The organism is Pectinatus haikarae (assembly GCF_050916305.1).
In the GTDB taxonomy this organism is placed as follows: Bacteria; Bacillota; Negativicutes; order Selenomonadales; family Selenomonadaceae; genus Pectinatus; species Pectinatus haikarae.
Genome location: NZ_CP116940.1, coordinates 2590834 through 2607682 on the forward strand (window position 1 = coordinate 2590834; position 16849 = coordinate 2607682).

18 protein-coding genes are annotated in these 16849 nt (G+C 40.7%); 5 read left to right on the forward strand and 13 right to left on the reverse strand.

The genetic code is table 11. The features are described from left to right. Positions 1–49: 49 nt before the first annotated feature. From NXG61_RS12475 to msrB, 4 genes are all read right to left on the reverse strand, one after another. The gene (locus NXG61_RS12475) at positions 50–1006 is read right to left on the reverse strand and encodes an AEC family transporter (protein ID WP_307222666.1); all 957 of its coding nucleotides are present in this window, start codon (positions 1004–1006) and stop codon (positions 50–52) included. A 214-nt stretch (positions 1007–1220) separates the two neighbouring features. Beyond that, positions 1221–1823: a DUF3846 domain-containing protein gene (locus NXG61_RS12480; RefSeq protein WP_307222664.1), complete on the reverse strand. Its 603-nt coding sequence runs from the start codon at positions 1821–1823 to the stop codon at positions 1221–1223. Between the two features lie 10 nt (positions 1824–1833). Then, positions 1834–2694, reverse strand: a complete 861-nt coding sequence (locus tag NXG61_RS12485; RefSeq protein ID WP_307222662.1) for a sirohydrochlorin cobaltochelatase — start codon at positions 2692–2694, stop codon at positions 1834–1836. Positions 2695–2857: 163 nt separating this feature from the next. Beyond that, positions 2858–3859 carry a peptide-methionine (R)-S-oxide reductase MsrB gene (msrB, locus tag NXG61_RS12490; RefSeq protein ID WP_307222661.1) on the reverse strand — a complete coding sequence of 334 codons (1002 nt, stop codon included), beginning with the start codon at positions 3857–3859 and terminating at the stop codon, positions 2858–2860. Between the two features lie 466 nt (positions 3860–4325). Here msrB and NXG61_RS12495 point away from each other — a divergent pair, with 466 nt between their 5' ends. The 5 genes from NXG61_RS12495 to NXG61_RS12515 are packed head-to-tail and all read left to right on the forward strand — an operon-like array spanning position 4326 to position 10163. Next, positions 4326–6455: a TonB-dependent receptor gene (locus NXG61_RS12495; protein ID WP_307222659.1), complete on the forward strand. Its 2130-nt coding sequence runs from the start codon at positions 4326–4328 to the stop codon at positions 6453–6455. A 21-nt stretch (positions 6456–6476) separates the two neighbouring features. Next, a complete protein-coding gene (locus tag NXG61_RS12500; protein ID WP_307222658.1) occupies positions 6477–7499 on the forward strand; it encodes a FecCD family ABC transporter permease in 1023 nt (340 codons plus the stop codon). Between the two features lie 56 nt (positions 7500–7555). Next, positions 7556–8281 carry an ABC transporter ATP-binding protein gene (locus tag NXG61_RS12505; RefSeq protein WP_330998058.1) on the forward strand — a complete coding sequence of 242 codons (726 nt, stop codon included), beginning with the start codon at positions 7556–7558 and terminating at the stop codon, positions 8279–8281. A gap of 3 nt (positions 8282–8284) precedes the next feature. Beyond that, positions 8285–9346: an ABC transporter substrate-binding protein gene (locus NXG61_RS12510; protein ID WP_307222656.1), complete on the forward strand. Its 1062-nt coding sequence runs from the start codon at positions 8285–8287 to the stop codon at positions 9344–9346. A gap of 34 nt (positions 9347–9380) precedes the next feature. Further along, positions 9381–10163 (forward strand): energy transducer TonB, encoded by a 783-nt coding sequence (locus NXG61_RS12515; RefSeq protein WP_196605255.1) that lies wholly within the window; start codon positions 9381–9383, stop codon positions 10161–10163. A gap of 214 nt (positions 10164–10377) precedes the next feature. Here the strand turns inward: NXG61_RS12515 and manZ are convergent, their stop codons facing one another. The 9 genes from manZ to NXG61_RS12560 all read right to left on the reverse strand — a co-directional run bounded on the left by manZ (position 10378) and on the right by NXG61_RS12560 (position 16777). After that, positions 10378–11196: a PTS mannose transporter subunit IID gene (gene manZ, locus NXG61_RS12520; RefSeq protein WP_307222652.1), complete on the reverse strand. Its 819-nt coding sequence runs from the start codon at positions 11194–11196 to the stop codon at positions 10378–10380. Between the two features lie 16 nt (positions 11197–11212). Beyond that, positions 11213–12019, reverse strand: coding sequence for a PTS mannose/fructose/sorbose transporter subunit IIC (locus tag NXG61_RS12525; protein WP_196605257.1), 807 nt, complete (start codon positions 12017–12019; stop codon positions 11213–11215). A 90-nt stretch (positions 12020–12109) separates the two neighbouring features. Further along, a complete protein-coding gene (locus NXG61_RS12530) occupies positions 12110–12589 on the reverse strand; it encodes a mannose/fructose/sorbose PTS transporter subunit IIB (protein WP_307222650.1) in 480 nt (159 codons plus the stop codon). Continuing rightward, the gene (locus NXG61_RS12535; RefSeq protein ID WP_196605259.1) at positions 12589–13032 is read right to left on the reverse strand and encodes a PTS sugar transporter subunit IIA; all 444 of its coding nucleotides are present in this window, start codon (positions 13030–13032) and stop codon (positions 12589–12591) included. The genes NXG61_RS12530 and NXG61_RS12535 overlap by 1 nt, the downstream gene beginning before the upstream one ends. A gap of 299 nt (positions 13033–13331) precedes the next feature. After that, positions 13332–13883 carry a class I SAM-dependent methyltransferase gene (locus tag NXG61_RS12540; protein WP_196605260.1) on the reverse strand — a complete coding sequence of 184 codons (552 nt, stop codon included), beginning with the start codon at positions 13881–13883 and terminating at the stop codon, positions 13332–13334. 34 nt (positions 13884–13917) lie between these two features. Further along, entirely contained in the window at positions 13918–14340 is a 423-nt protein-coding gene (locus NXG61_RS12545) for a phosphatase PAP2 family protein (protein WP_307222648.1), read from the reverse strand. A gap of 18 nt (positions 14341–14358) precedes the next feature. Further along, the gene (locus NXG61_RS12550; RefSeq protein WP_307222647.1) at positions 14359–14481 is read right to left on the reverse strand and encodes a hypothetical protein; all 123 of its coding nucleotides are present in this window, start codon (positions 14479–14481) and stop codon (positions 14359–14361) included. Positions 14482–14604: 123 nt separating this feature from the next. Then, positions 14605–15297 carry a response regulator transcription factor gene (locus NXG61_RS12555; RefSeq protein ID WP_196605262.1) on the reverse strand — a complete coding sequence of 231 codons (693 nt, stop codon included), beginning with the start codon at positions 15295–15297 and terminating at the stop codon, positions 14605–14607. Further along, positions 15269–16777: an ATP-binding protein gene (locus NXG61_RS12560; RefSeq protein WP_307222645.1), complete on the reverse strand. Its 1509-nt coding sequence runs from the start codon at positions 16775–16777 to the stop codon at positions 15269–15271. Before NXG61_RS12560 ends, NXG61_RS12555 begins: the two co-directional genes overlap by 29 nt. Positions 16778–16849 lie beyond the last annotated feature (72 nt).

Below are 16849 nucleotides of genomic sequence, written 5' to 3' on the forward strand. Positions count from 1 at the left end.
ACAGATGCCGCATTTTTAATGCGGTATCTGTTTTTTTATTGCCTTATGATCAACCATTATAAACAAATAGATAAAAAACCGGAAAAACGACAACAAAAAAAATCGCCGTAGTAACCATGAATATAGCAGTCGATATATTCGTATTCAATTTATAAAGCTGACTTATAGCAATTGAATTTATTGCAGCAGGTGCGGCACTGATCAATGTCATTGTATTTACAAACATTTTATTATCGCTGATCCAGAAAAAAACTAAATATGCCATAAAAGGTAAAATTATAAATTTTATCGGCAGCATCATAATCGCTTCCCTTAAATAAATTTTCAGTGAGGAAAACTTAATAAGAAAACCGATTGGCAGCATACCGATCCATGCGCCTATATGAACCAGTGAATCGAAAACAGGAGAAAAGATATCCGGACGCGGCACATGAAATAACGAGAGAAAAAAACCGATTATTACTCCTATCAATGCCAATTGGTTCCAGCTGACAAGGATATCTCTCCATTGCGGCCGAAAATGTATATTTGCTGAACGGGATATGGAAAGCTGATGATAATAACCGGCCATGGGGATGCAGACCAGGAGTGTAAACACATTTTGAAAAATAGCAACTGCCTGTATATAAGCAAACCCCATCTCGCCATACAGCACGAATCCGCAAAGTCCAATAAGAGTGCCAATATTGGAAAGATAACCGGTAAGCAGAAAAGCTCCTTCGGAACGGGGATTTTTGATATACCTAGTCAATGGATACGATAAAAATCCTGGAATAAGACAAACAACGATACCGTATATCGGTATAATCAAAAAATCTGCACCAATATCCATAAGCCAAAAACTTCCAAGTGCCAAGACCGTAGCGACAGCCCTGATATTGACTTTAAGAAGCATATTGCAGGTTTCCATGCTCATCCACTTTTTTTCATGCAGCAGATACCCAATCATAAGCGGAAGAATGAGATCAATAAAAATATAAATTATACGAACATTTGACTGCTCCATTTAAAGACCCTTCTAAAAAGATTAATCCGATGACTAACCCGCTCTAATACTCCCCCTTCTGCAAGCGATGAGTAAAGAGCGGCTAACTCCCTGGATAATTTCGACTACTATTCAGGCGGCATCAAAACTCCGTCTGAATTAAGACTCCATTCATATCTATTATCAATAATAATGGATACATCAATATTGTCTGCGTGATTTTTATTTTACACATTTAATTCTTTTTTGCTTTAACACCGGCTGTAACCTTCTTAAAGAAGCGACCATTTATTTCCATAATCTCATGATCTTCCTGTCCGTAAAAATTAACCCTTCCGGCAGCAATACTGCGCCCCGGATGAACCGGTTTTTTTATTTCCTGCCAGTAAAAGGCTCTTTCATTTTCCTGGCCCTTATTATCATAATAAATTTTATCTTCATCATCAGGCTTTTCCGAACCATCACATGCACTGAAATTTTGTTTGATCTGCTCTATGAAAATCCTGCACATTTTCTCAGGCATGTCTAATGTTCCTTCTGTATCTGCGCTTTCACCGTTATAGGCTGCTATGAATATGGCTTTGCCAAATATAATATGCTTTTCATCAGGTGAAGGGAAACGACGGTTAGGTTTCATCCCAAGCACTATACTGAGATCGTTTATCAGAATGAATAAAGATATTCCTTCCTGTATCTTAAAAAATTCTACCGCCCCATAGTTTCCTTCAAGTACATCCCGTATTGCTTCCTCATGTTTCAGTCCTTCTGTCGGCAAAAGCAGTATTTCCGGTTCTTTTTCCGGTTCAATTAAAATGGCATGCATTCTATTCTCTTCCATGATGGCTCCTTTATAAAAATTTTGCAGGGACTGACAGTCCGTTATATGCTTCTTCCGCTCTTTTCAGAAAGAATTTGCATATAGCTTCACTTTCTCCCAAACCATGAAGATGCGTCTTTACTTCAAACCCTTCTTTTTCAAGAATTGCCTTGTGCGAGTTACCGCTTTCACCGGCCATATCCTGGCAAACATGTTCCCCCGCCACTATCATGAACGGAATAAGTAAGATTTTTTTATGCCCTTTTTCCTTCAGCTTGGGAATAACCGCATCCAAATCAGGATAACCATCCACAGTATATATATATGCGTGATTTTTCCACAGTCGTTCAAGTCTGTCCTGAATTACAGAATAATAAGCATTTGCCGGGTGCAGTGTTCCGTGCGCAAAAACCAGAACAGCATCAAAATTCTTGGAATAAATTTTCTGCTCCGCAAAAAATTCCTGAAAAACATTCTTAACATCATCGGCATGCGCTTTCTGCCCCATCCAATATAAAAGCGGTACTGCCAGCGTTATCTTTTTAAATTTTTCTTTATAAAGCTCAAATACCTTCTGCTTATATGCATATTCAATTCCGGGAATTATATCAAGTGTTATGACAGCGACTCTGGTAAACCTTTCCTTTAAAAGTTTTTCCAGTGCCTCTTCCGGCGTGTCATAAAGAATTCCTTCCTTTTCTTTTATCCGGCGTATAACAATATGTGATGTAAACGCAACAACTATTTTTTCTCCATCATATGCGGCTCTTATTTTAGCTGCTATATTCTCAATTGCAGCCTTCCGGGCCTGTTCCTGTGTCGTGCCAAAAGCTATTATCAATATTGCATCTTTATCGGGCAGTTCCTGCAGTGCCTTTGTCTGATGCGTCATAATGCCTATTTCAGTGGACTGCCTGCGCGCCTGTGTCCCGCCATGATATGCTGTATCAGTTATCTTTTCCTTAACCAGAATAATGTTCCTCCTTGATAACTATTTATTTCTTATTGAAGCAAATGTATGATATCATTAAAAAAAAATCGTGTCAAACAGATGCTCATAGCATTTTGATATATCTGCCATATCCTTTTCCCTGCATCTCTTCAACAGGAATAAATTTCAATGCAGCGCTGTTCATGCAATATCTGAGACCGCCGTGTTCCTGCGGTCCATCAGCAAACACATGTCCGAGATGGCTGCCGCCCTGCCGGCTGATTACCTCTCTTCGCTCCGCAGAAAGGCTTCTGTCCGCACGTTCGTCAACAGCGTTTTCCTCGATCGGTCTGGTAAAGCTTGGCCAGCCTGTACCCGAATCATATTTATCAGCAGAGCTGAACAACGGTTCGCCTGTCACGATATCCACATATATGCCTTTTTTATGACTGTTCCAATATTCATTATTAAACGGCGGTTCTGTTCCGCATGACTGTGTGACCGCATATTGTTCCGGCGTCAGCATCCGCTTCAATTTTTCGTCAGAAGGTTTTTCATAATAATTCTGCCCTGCATTATTATGGCTCTTTCCGACGTCTTTTACCAGAGGATCGTTTTTTAAAGCGGTGAGATCTATATGGCAGTATCCCTTCGGATTTTTTTCAAGATATTTCTGATGATACTCTTCCGCGGCATAGTAACTCCTGAGCGGCAATATTTCTGTTGCAATTTCAGCCGTGTAATTTTTTTGCACACTTGCTGCCGCTTCTTCTATGACTTTTTCATCATCGGTATCTATATAGTAAATTCCGCTGCGGTACTGACTGCCATAATCGTTTCCCTGATGTCCGCGGGAAGTCGGATCAATGGCTCGAAAAAAATAAAGCAGCAAATCCTTTAAGTTAATAATATTGTGATCGTATTTTACATGCACTGTTTCCGCATGTCCTGTCTTATCTGAACATACCTCTTCATAGCTTGGATTTATGGTATCGCCGTTTGCATAACCGACATTTGTATAAAATACTCCATTTAGCATATCCATATATGCCTGCAGTCCCCAAAAGCATCCTCCTGCAAGATATATTTCTTTGCCGGCAGCAGTATCTTTTTTATAAAGCTCCATATCTGACACCTCTTTTTTGATTTTATATTGCAAAATAAAAACTGACCTATAAATAAGAGAATAAACACACTTTCTTTATGCAGTATGTTTCTTATAATCCCTTTTAATTAATTTCTTTACTATCCACGTATATCCTTCACTAAAATCTCAAAATTAAAAGTGAAATAAGTCCTAATATAAGATTTACTTATGTCAACATCAATATTTTTATAGTTCAGACATAATTAATTACACAATTAATTACACAATTAATTTAATTATATATATTTATTTATATTTTTTATGTTTATTTTGCAAAAATTTATTTTCTTCTTCCAAAAATCATTTTACCTATAATTTATAAGGATTTTGTCGGTATTCGTAAATTGACAGAGTTTATCTTGAAATCTATTATTAATAATGAGCAAAGAAGCCTATCGCATATTATAGGTTTCTTTTTTTATTATTTACAGTGGGGGAGAGCAAAATGAATTTTTTCAGGTACAAGATTTTACTGCAATTAACGCTGATATCTTTATCTATCGGGGGTACAGCATATGCAGACAGTCCGGACTCTGTTTCACAGGTGGAGCTTCCTGCACAGACAATTATCGGTGCAAAAGAGAAAAAAGACAATGCGGCATACCATGATGGGAATGATTATAAGGAACCTGCCTATAGCCGCCTTTCCATTCCCGAAAGTTCCAAGGCATCTACGGAAATGATAACACATGAACAGATAGAACGAATGCATCCTCATTCTGTTTTAGAAATTCTGCAGAGAGCCATGGGCATAAACTATACATATCAAGGTGTAAAGGTACGTGAAACACTTCAGGACAGAGGAGGAGACAATTTAGGGCTTATTATCGACGGTTCATATATAGTCTATTCTCAGCAAGCCAGAGGCATGCTGAGTAATCTTCCCGTATCGATGATCGAATCAATAACGATTGTCAGAGACTCGACGATTCTTACACTGGGGCCGATAGAAGCTTTCAAAAGTCCTACCGGTGCACCTAATCAAGGTTTTGTTGTTATAAAAACATTAAAATCTGCTCAAAAGACAAGACAGCTTTCTCTCAGTACAGGCAATTTTTCCACAAATGGCCAAAGTATACATATCGGCGATAAAACTGATAATGGTCTTTCATATGATTTTGCATTTGCCCATAAAAATTTTGGAGGCAAGAGTAATTGGAATAACGGTTATGATTACAATGCTGTTTTAGCAAAAATAGGCAAAACCACCAAAACAACAAGCAATGAATTATCACTGTATTACAATGATGGCTCTTCTGAATCGCAAATGGGCTTTGTCCGCGGCAGTACAAGTGTAATTGCCGATCCAAATTATGTAGCAGCATATGATCCGGTAAAAGCAGCCATACTCGGCTACAATTTTTATAAACATTGGAGCAACGGCTCCACCACAGGCTTTTCCCTAAACTACAATAAATTGGACGGCCGTTTTACAGCAAAACATAATGGTATTATGAATAATACCACCGGAAAAATTTTTGCAGACGAATATAACCAGGAAGATGAGAGCGTCTATGAAGGAAGTTTATGGCACACCTGGCAGACAAAAAATTCTGTTACCAAAATTGGTATGCAGGCATTAAAATGGAAGTCACCAAAAGGTGCTATTTATTTTTACGGGTACGGTCCTTTTGATGAACAAATATACAGCGCATATGCCTCATATCAGCAAAAGGCGGGCAGAAAACTAACGTGGGACAGTGCCGTGCGCATAGACAGACATCATGTGACCGACAGTACAGAAAAATACAGCGGCGCCGGTGACAATCCCAAACGCATTCATGATGAATGGCTTGGTTCTGCCAAAAGCATAGCATTGGGTGCCGCTTACCAAGCTGATAATACATATAAATTATTTGCACGCACTTCTTATACAGAAACACCGCCAAACAGCTATATCGTCGGCGATAAAGTGGTTGGTGGAAAGCACAAACCGGATTTCAGCGCAAAATTTGATGATGACAAACGCCTGAAATATGAAATAGGTGTGACCGCAAACTATACACCGGCTTTCAATACTTCACTCACAGGTTTTTATTATGATATCCAAAACGATAAAAGTGCCGTGAAACAGGGCATCGACGTCAACGGCAATTCAGCAGCATCCGCCGTAGATTCATATACCACATATACACAAAGCAATGTAACACGCAAAGGATTGGAATTATCATTTCACGGTATGCTTAATCAATATTTAAGCTACAATACCGCATACACTTATTTCACTGCCGGCAGCGACGCAAGCTCTGCGCTGGTCCCGCATTCGCAATATACTATGTCTCTTATGTACGACAAGGACACATACTCGGGTGCATTGTCCGTGCTGCATGTAGGCACATTCAAAAACGCTCTTACCGATACTACAAATGTAGGAAATTTCACTACACTGAATGCCAGCATCAGTAAAAGAATAAACTCTAACCTGACAGTTTCTATATTTGGTGATAATATAACCAATCAGCATTACGCTACCAACCATCGTGACGTCGACAGACCGGATTTTACGGGAGCTGTAAAGGGTTACTGGTACGATGCAGGTGCTTTATATGGTGTTCAGCTGGATTACAGCTTCTAAAAAAGTTCAGGAGGTTTTCTATTGTTCAAGCACAGACATCAATCACTGGCTTTTCTAATATTTTTCTCCATACTGCTTTGTTCTTTTCTTGGCTCCTTTCTTATCGGCAGCTACGATTTATCGTTAAAGGATCTTCTGCATATACTATGGGGAAAAATAAGCGGTCTGCCCAATAACTGGAATGAAGCAGCTGAGACTGTTATCTTCGAAGTGCGCATGCCCCGTATTTTTGCGGCAATGGGAATAGGTGCTGCTTTATCAATAGCAGGAACATCCTATCAGAGCATGTTCCGTAATCCAATGGTTTCTCCCGATCTGCTCGGTGCCTCGGCAGGAGCCGGGTTTGGTGCCGCACTGGGTTTTTTATTCAATTTCAATATGCCGGAAATACAGATAATGGCATTTATTATGGGAATGGCTGCCGTCTTAACCACCTATTTGATTTGTTCATTTATCAATCCACACAGAGAATCCACTGTAGCTTTGATTCTTACGGGCATCATAGTTTCTACGCTGTTTCAGGCGTTGATTTCCATAATTAAATATACTGCCGATCCTGATTCCAGACTGCCGGACATTATTTTTTGGCTGATGGGCGGCCTGGCAAATGTTACTTACAGTGACCTGCACTTTTTCCTCATCATGTTTTGTCTTGGTTCCGTTCCGTTATTCATGATGCGCTGGCGTCTCAATGCATTGATGTTCGGCACCGAAGAAGCATTATCGCTCGGAGTCAATGCCGCTTCTCTTCAAATGATTGTCATAATATGTGCGACTATCCTGACAGCAAGTTCAGTGGCAATAGCTGGCATAATAGGCTGGATCGGCTTGATAATTCCCCACTTGACAAGACTCATCGTCGGTGCCGACAACAAAACGGTGCTTATCAGTTCCTGCCTTCTCGGTGCTTCTTTTTTATTGCTGGCAGATGATGCGGCGCGCTCTCTCATTTCCTCAGAGATCCCTATAAGCATTATAACATCAATTATAGGTGCACCATTTTTCATTTTGATGCTGTACAATTTTAAGGGGCGATTATTATAGAACTGGCAGTAAAAAATCTTTCCTGCGGATACAATCACCATAAATTAGCAGAAGGTATCAACTTCAATGTCACCGATGGAGACATAATAACAGTGCTGGGACCCAATGGCGTAGGTAAAACAACTTTACTCAAAACGATTATGGGTTTTATAAAACCATGCAGCGGATCAGTATTGCTTGACAACAAGGATTTATCCGGCTTACCGCGAAAATACACGGCCCGGCATATTGGTTACGTTCCGCAGGTGACCTGTCATTCTTTCTCTTTTTCTATTGAGGAAGTGGTCATTATGGGACGTCTGCCACACTTGAATGCTTTTTCCCAGCCGGGCAATAAAGATATGCTTATTGTTGAAGATGTACTGAAAAAATTAAATATAGAGCATATGCGAAAAAGATTTTTCAGTAATTTAAGCGGCGGTGAACAGCAGATAGTAATGATCGCCAGAGCATTAGTGCAGGAACCCCGGCTCCTGATAATGGATGAGCCTACATCAAATCTTGATTTCGGCAATCAAATACGCATATTGAAAATAATAAAACAACTGTCCCAAAATGGCATCAGTATACTTTTTACCACCCATTTTCCCGATCAGGCATTTTTATGCGACGCAAAAGTAATACTTTTCTATAAAAATACCAGACCCGATATAGGTGATGCTGCCAATATATTATCTCCAGTCAATCTGAAAAGGGCATATGGTATTGATATTGACATAATAACAAAGAAAAATGCCGACGGAAGCATTACCAAAACGTGTGTACCGCTGTTTGGAGTGTAATTTATGTATAATAAAACCTTTATAAAATTTATATTCTCTGTTTTTGCTCTTCTGTTTCTGACAATAAACATCATCGGCTGCCGAGAAAGCTCTCCTGCCGCTTCAAAAGGCGTATCGACCCCGACGATGCGTACCGTAACCGATATGTCAGGACAATCGGTTCAAATACCAATCCCCGTGCAAAAATACGCAGCCGGATGGTATGCCCACAATGAAATTCTGGTAATGCTCGATCATGCCGACGGAATGGCTGCCACACATATGCGTCAGCATGATTTCCCATGGCTTTATAAAATAGCTCCTAAAATGACAGATGCATTGTCGACCTTTGGTGATAATTTTAATTTGGAAAAACTGCTGTCCCGTAAACCGGATGTTGTTTTTGATTCTACAGACAAGAACAGAGCAAAATTGGCCTCTGTAAATATTCCTCTTGTAAATTGTTATTTTGATAATTATGACGATATGAAAAGAGCCGTGACCTTGACTGCCGATATTCTCGGCGGCCCTGCTGTCGAACGGGCAAACGAATATAATTCTTACCTCACTGAAAAAATGTCTGAGATAAAAAATATCACCGAAAAAATTGCCGATAGAGACAAACCAAAAGTTTTGCATCTGCAATCAACAGCTCCACTGAAAGCAGACGGCCGCCATACCATCATTGACACATGGATATCTGTTGCCGGCGGCATTAATGCAGCTGCCGAAATTGAAGGTAACATGCAGTCGGTTTCAAATGAACAGATCATAAAATGGGATCCGGATATAATCATTCTTGATGCCAGCTGTAATCCCGACGATATTTTAAATCGTGCTGCTCTGAAGAATATCAAAGCTGTCAAAAACAACAGCGTATATATAAACCCGCGCGGCGGATTCGCTTGGGACAGATACGGTATTGAGGGCGCTCTGCAGATCCAATGGGCAGCCAAACTATTTCACCCGGGCAGATATCAGAATCTGGATCTGCAGCGGGAAGTCAAAGTTTTCTACGAAAAATTTTTATGGACAAAACTTACAAACGATGATGCAGATAAAATCATGCATGGTAAAAATCCTTAATCGAATGTATTTTTACAGAGGTGATATTATAACAATGCATAACTATCGTAAATCAGGCTGGTTAGCCTCCCTGGGAATACATTTTCTCTTTTTTTTCATCATATCGTACAGCGGTTTTTTTGCCATTGCAAAAAATTTCAGTAAAACTCCGGATACAGAAATTTATATGGCAGATGACAAATCATCCGCAGAAAATGAATCTAACAGCGCAGAAAGTTCCGGCTCACAAGCCAGTGCTGCTTCATCAAGCGATATTATAATTGACCGGGACAGTCTGCAAAATACTTATAATGAAAATTCAGACAGTACAACAGAAGTTAAAAAGCTGAAAATCACAAACAGCACAAAAAAATCGCCTGCAGGCAGCAATGCAGAAAAAGGACAATTGTCCTCAGGCAAACAGGGAAACGCTATCGGTACGGGCAGTGAAGGGAATAGTTCCGATACAGGAACTGACTCAACGGCGGGAACCGGCGAAAGCAAGGGCACAAATGGCGGAAACTCAGCTGAAAATAATGAGTCTGCTCTTAAAGCAGCTATTAATCCGATACCGTTAAACGCACCGATTCCGTCTTATCCTTACTCTATGCGTTCGTCGGGCATAGAGGGCATGGTAACTGTCAGTTTTTCAGTCGATGCGCTCGGAAATGTTGAAACAGTTTCTGTACTTTCTTCTTATGGCGGAGCAGCCTTCATTGAAGCTGCTCTGACAGCAGCACGCCAATGGACCTTTTCACCTGCGCAAAATTCATCCGGACAGCCAGTACGCTGCATCATCAGCCAAACATTTAACTTTAAAATGGAAACTGTAAAATGACGGCGCAGCACAAAAATGACCTTGATGAAATTCAAAAATTTCATCAAGGTCATTTTGTATATTCAGGCTGATCTTCACCGCCTATATTATTCGGAGTCGGAGGATCAAATCAAAAATGTTGAATTGATCCTCCTTAGTGGAGTAATTTGGAGTTTTATGCTGATAACAAAAACTGCAGCCGCTTCAGCAATATAGATTGCTGCAGTCAGATAAATTACATTCCCAGAATACCGGACCAATAGCCTAAAATACCAACCGCAAATAAACCAAAAATGATCCATATCGGATTGACTTTATTTTTCATAAGCTTAATACACATGAAAGTAAGCAGCAAAGGTATAAGTCCCGGCATCAACTGATCAAAAATAGTCTGCACAGTTGTCACCGCGATCGTGCCATCCTGTTTCTGAATAGTGGAAATCACAATAGGCACATGGACGGAAGTCCATTTGTTTACCAAAGCCCCCATAACAAACAACCCCAGAATAGAAGCACCTTCAGTAATTTTCTGCAGGGTGTTGCCCGCTACATCGGCAATGACATCTGTTCCCTTTTCATAACCATATTTAATTCCATACCAACGAACAAGAAGACGAATCAAGTTAAACAAAACAAAGAATAATATTGGTCCGAACAAACTGCCCCCCAGTGCGAAAGAAGCCCCCAGGGATGCTGTTATCGGCCGCACAGTTCCCCAAAAGATAGGGTCACCAACACCTGCTAACGGTCCCATCATTCCTACCTTAAGCCCGTTTATAACACCATCCGGAATGTCCTTGCCATTGGCTTTTTGTTCTTCCATTGCCGATACCACACCAATAATCGGTGCTGTCACAAATGGCTGCGTATTATAAAATTCAAGATGCCTTTTCAAGGCTTGTTTACGTTCATCACCGCTGTACAATCTTTTGATTATGGGAATAACACCGAAACAAAATCCCAGTGCCTGCATACGTTCCATATTCCACGAACCCTGCGCAAAATTTGAACGAACAAACGTCCAGAAAAAGTCACTCTTAGTTAATTTTTTCATTATATTTTCCCCCTTTTCAATCATCTAAATCATCATCAAGATCGTTGTTGCCGCTTCCGGACGGTGCAGCAGCCGCTACCGTTTTATTATATTTGGGATTGAGCTGTATATACACTATCGCCAAGACTAAACCTATGACACCGAAAGCAACAAGATTGAACTGAGTGAAAGCCGCTATAACAAAACCAAGGAAGAAAAAGGGCATCAGATACCCCGCCTGCATCATATTTATAACCATTGCATAACCAACAACAACTATAAATCCGCCTGCTACCTGCAAACCGCCTGTGATGACCGGCGGAATAGCATCAAGCATTGACTGTACTGCTCCCGTGCCTATATACATGGCAACAAGGATAGATGGAATAGCCACACGCAGAGCCTGTATCCCCAGCGCGCCAAGATGGCAGATATCTATTCCCCGCAGACTGCCTTCTCTTGCGAAGCTGTCGGCCTTATGCTGGAAAAAGACTGTCAGCGTACGGCAGAGGATTGTCAGCACTTGTCCGGCAGCCGCAAGCGGCATGGCTATTGCAATCCCTGCTCCTATGCTTTGATGTCCGGCAATAACCAAGATTGTTGAAATAACGGATGCCAGTGCCGCATCAGGCGCCATTGCAGCCCCTATGTTCATCCAGCCCAGAGCTATCATTTCCAATGTGCCGCCGATAATAATACCAGTTGTCATATCACCTAGAATAAACCCGATAAGTGTGCAGGCAATGAGAGGTCTGTGCGTTTGAAATTCATCGAGCACACTGCCCATTCCTGCTATAGCCGAAACAATAAAAATTGCAATAAGTTGAGCACCATTAAGTTCCATTATAAATCCCTCCTATATCATTCTACAAAAACCTTTATTTCAATTGATTTTCATCAACAGAAATTCAAGTATATGATCTATATCAAAATTTTACTTTTTCAACAGATCCATCATATCAGTCTTTTTATCAGTATCCACCTTTCTGCATTCAAGCTCTATTCCCTTTTCATGAAGTTTCTTAAATGCCTCTTCATCTTTTTCATCGACCGATATAGCTCCGCTGACCTGACGTTTCCCTTCTTTGAAACTCATACCGCCGATATTGACACTCTTAATATCTACGCCGGCTTCAACCATATCCAGCACGCTGGTCGGATTAGTAAACAGCAGAAGGCATTTATCATTTTCGTATTTAGGATTATTATAGACACGAATAGCTTTATCAACGTTCACAACACTTGATTTTATACCGGGAGGCGCTACCTGTTTCAACAGCGTCGCCCTGATATTATCCGCGGCCACATCATCATCACAAACAATTATGCGTTCACATTTTGTTACCTTAGCCCAGACTGTAGCTACTTGTCCGTGAATAAGTCTGTCGTCAATACGAGCCAATACTATCTTCATTATAAATCGTCCCCTTCTTCTTCAACATCTACTGTTACCATGCTTTTATGAAATTTCTGGACACCTGCACCGGCCGCTTCCTTCGCTTTTTCCAATATATCTATGATAGAAAATTTCTCATCAACACCAAAACGATAATTTATGATTTCCACCAGCATAGGCAGATTGACACCGGTTACAATGCCGCATCTTTCATCATCGGCAGCAATACGGCAGGCAGCATTATACGGACTTCCACCAAACAAATCATTTAATATTATGATACCATTTTCCATACCGAGTTCTTTTATGGCCTGTCTGTATTTACTGATCAAATCATCGGGTCCTTCTCCGGGAACCAAAGTAACGGTCCGCAAATTATCCGGCTGGCCGCAGATCATTGTACAGGTTTTTACCAGCTCTTCTGCCAGATGTCCATGCGTTCCAACAATAATACCAAGCATTTTTCCAACCTCCCCTGCTTTTTATATTTAAATATATGCAAGAATCATGCCAACTATTGTGTGTCACTTTCAAAGGACTGCTGCTGTTCTATTATTTTCGATGTATTTTATTTTTGACACACTTATTTTTGACACACATATGAGAAATATCATAATATTTGATACACTCATAAATTTATTATGACACACTATTCCATATTGCCTACCGATGTGATCATTCTATTTTTACATATAAAATGACCCGTATAAGTTAGATTTTTGGGTCTGCCTTATGCGGGTCATTTCAATTTTCAAGCAGGTTATTGCCTGCAATAATATACAAATGCCGGTGGAAAATTGCGTAATTCAAAACTAACTTTGACTTCTGAAAATCGGCGGTGAAACATCGGATACATTTGCAGTGAATACTGAAAAGCAATGAATCGTCCATCCTTTTTAAGCTGTGTCGTGGCAGCATCTAAAATGCTTTCGCGTAAATCGGGAGTGAACATTGCAAATGGCAATCCTGAAATAATGCAATCCGCTTTTGCTAAATTCAATTCATTAAATATGTATGACAGCTTTTCCGCCCGCCTGCCAAAAAGCATATCCGGGAAACGTACTCTCAGCTCCGCCAGCATGACCGGATCTTGCTCAATGATAACGGCCTTGCATGTTTCTTTTTTATACTGCGCAATATATTCCGTAAAAACACCTGTTCCTGCTCCCAATTCAACAATATTGCCCATTTCAGACCAAGGAAGATCTGCCAGCATTTTTCTGGTCAGGAACTTTGAGCTCGGGATAATGCTGCCAATTTTAGCCGGCTCATCAAAAAATTTTTTCAAAAAAACTATACGTGTCGCCAGCATACAAATCATATTCCTCTCACTAAATTTTTACTTTCTACTTTATAACGGTTGTATTTTTCATCCATAATATTAATTTCCCCGACAAGCACCACGCAGCCGCTCCGGCTATGATACCCAAAATACTTCCGGCAAATACATCACTTGGATAATGCAAAAAAAGATATATACGGGAAAAACCTATCGCAGCTGCCAATGAAAGCGCCGCAATTCCCCAGTATCGTTTCATTGCACTGAACATCACTGTCGCTGCTGCAAAGGAACCGAATGTATGCCCTGACGGGAAGGAAAAATTATTTACATTAGGAACATGCACCAGCATAGGCATCCATGGATAATCAATACAGGGCCGCACTCGCATCACAGCGTGTTTCAAAATTCCGTTCCCCATAATAAGACTGAACAGCAATGCCATAAAAACCCCCACACCAGCACGTCGATATTTTTTTATGCCAAGCATAACGATACCGGTTAAAATTCATACTGCACCGAAATTGCCCAATTCAGACAGTCCTATCATAACAGGCGACAATAGTCCTGTCACTAGATGATTCTGCACCCAAAAGATGGTTGCCTGATCCAATGAAACGATCCATTCCATTTCTATTCTTCCCCTTTCATGTACTATTTTAAGTATAAATCGCAGATTTAAACAAAATTTAAATAGACCGAAAAGTTTTTATAAAAAGTTCCAGACCGATCAGCGATCTTTTTTGACTGCATTTTATTTGCGGAATCGATATCCCGCCCCCCACACTGTTTCAATATAAATAGGCTTGGACGGATTTTGTTCGATTTTATCCCGTATGCGATTTACATGTACCATAACCGTTGCCGTATCTCCTGCTGCATCCAGCCCCCAAACACGTTCGAATAATTTTTCTTTACTGAATACTATTCCCGGATTTTCCGCCAAAAATGACAAAAGTTCAAATTCACGGTGAGGAAGTGTGATTTCTTGCTCCGCTAAAAATACACGATGCGTTTCTAATTGAATTTCCAGATCTCCCGACTGCAGGATTTTTTTCTGCTCTTTTCCATCCATGCCTGTCAGTCTTTCATAGCGGGCAATATGGGCCTTCACTCGAGCTACAAGCTCACTCGGACTGAATGGCTTAATCACATAATCGTCAGCCCCCAATCCTAATCCGCGTATTTTATCGATATCTTCGTGTTTTGCTGATACCATGAGAATCGGCGTATTCTTCACCTTGCGCACCTCGCGGCAGATTTGAAACCCATCGATTCCCGGAAGCATAATGTCTAAGAGCAATAAATCATACGTATCTTCTACTGCTCTCTTTAGACCGCATTTTCCGTCATAAGCAATGACGACTGTAAAATTACTTGCTTCCAGATAATCGCGTTCCAATTCAGCTATAGCTCTATCATCTTCCACAATCAATATTTTCTTCATGTTTGTCCCCTCTCACAATTGGCAGGAGTATGCAAATAGTCAGTCCACCGCCGGGTGTCTGCTCCGCCCATATTGTCCCCTTCAATCCCGCAACGATTTGCTTTACAATAGCCAGCCCCAGTCCGCTGCCGTTTGCCACATTGGCTCTGGCCGGATCTGTTCGATAAAAGCTGTCAAATAATCGGGACAGATCCTTACCGGTCACACCAATTCCGTCATCTACAAATGATATCTTTAAATTTTCCGCCTGTCTACTCAAAATGATCTGCACGCTGACAGTATCATTTTTTTTGTATTTCAGGCTATTTTCCAACAGATTCTCCACTACACGCTGAAACTGCAATCGGTCGATCCCAACGATCGTCTGCTCCTCTATTCCCCGAAACTCCAGCTTCAAACCCCGTTCATACATTTGGTCATAACTTTCGGCAATAAAGTCTTTAAAATAAAGACATATATCTACTTTTTCCAACCGGAAAGGTACCCGTCCCAAATCGAGCTTTGAAAAAAGGAACAGGCTTTCCACTAATTTTTCCATGCTGCATGCTGTATGATATATCATTTCTGTATAGTGCTTCTGCTTCTCCGGTGTACGTGCAATACCATCAAGAATACCGCTTGCATAACCCTTTAGAGAAGTCAGCGGCGTAGAAAGATCATGCGAAATTCCGGCGATAAGTTCTTTGCGATTCACTTCATATTTTTCCTTTGTCTCTCTTGCTCTCTTGAGTTCATGCCGCATACGGTCAAAGGCCTGACAAGTCTCTCCCAGCTCATCCTGCGTACTGACATTAAGTTGTACCTCCAAGTTTCCCTCTCTGATTTCTGCCGCCGCATAACGCAGTGTTTCTAGCGGTTCAAGAATCTGCCGGGACAGTATCCTTGACAGATAGCCGCCAAAAAAAATAATGATCGCCATAGATACACCTAATATGGTAAACAACAGCAGCTCCATCATTTCTTTCGCGTTATTTTCTGGAATGCTGCCTTTTGCCAGAAATGGTGCATTTCCAGCTGCCATGATGGTCATACCACTGCGCGGTGAAGTATAAGAAAAGGTAAAACTTTCATCATCCCATAACATTGTTGACTGACTGCTGCCGCATTTCTGCCTGACTGTAGCCTGCAGCCATTCACTGTCTACCTTATCTGTGACATATATTACTTTGCCGTCTTTCATTACCAAGGTATTAATACCTTGTGCCTCCAATATATGGCAGTCCTCCAGCATCTCTTTCAATTTTTGGGCATTTCTTTTTTCGGCCTTAACACGAAGAGAGCTCACCGCAAATTGTATAGAAAGTGCCGGCCCTTTTTCCGGCCACAACATTGCCAGTTCACTTTTTTGCTCCGTTCCGGTAAAACGAAGTCCTACAAAAATTACTGCACCGATAATCCCCAGCAGACACACAGGAACGAAGACCATCATAAAATTTACAATGAGCAGCCTTTTTTTTATAGAAATATCTCGTACTTGCATACCAATTATCCTCTTTTCTGTCATCCTGTTTATCCGTTATACTGGATTATACTGGATAATTCTAAACAATTC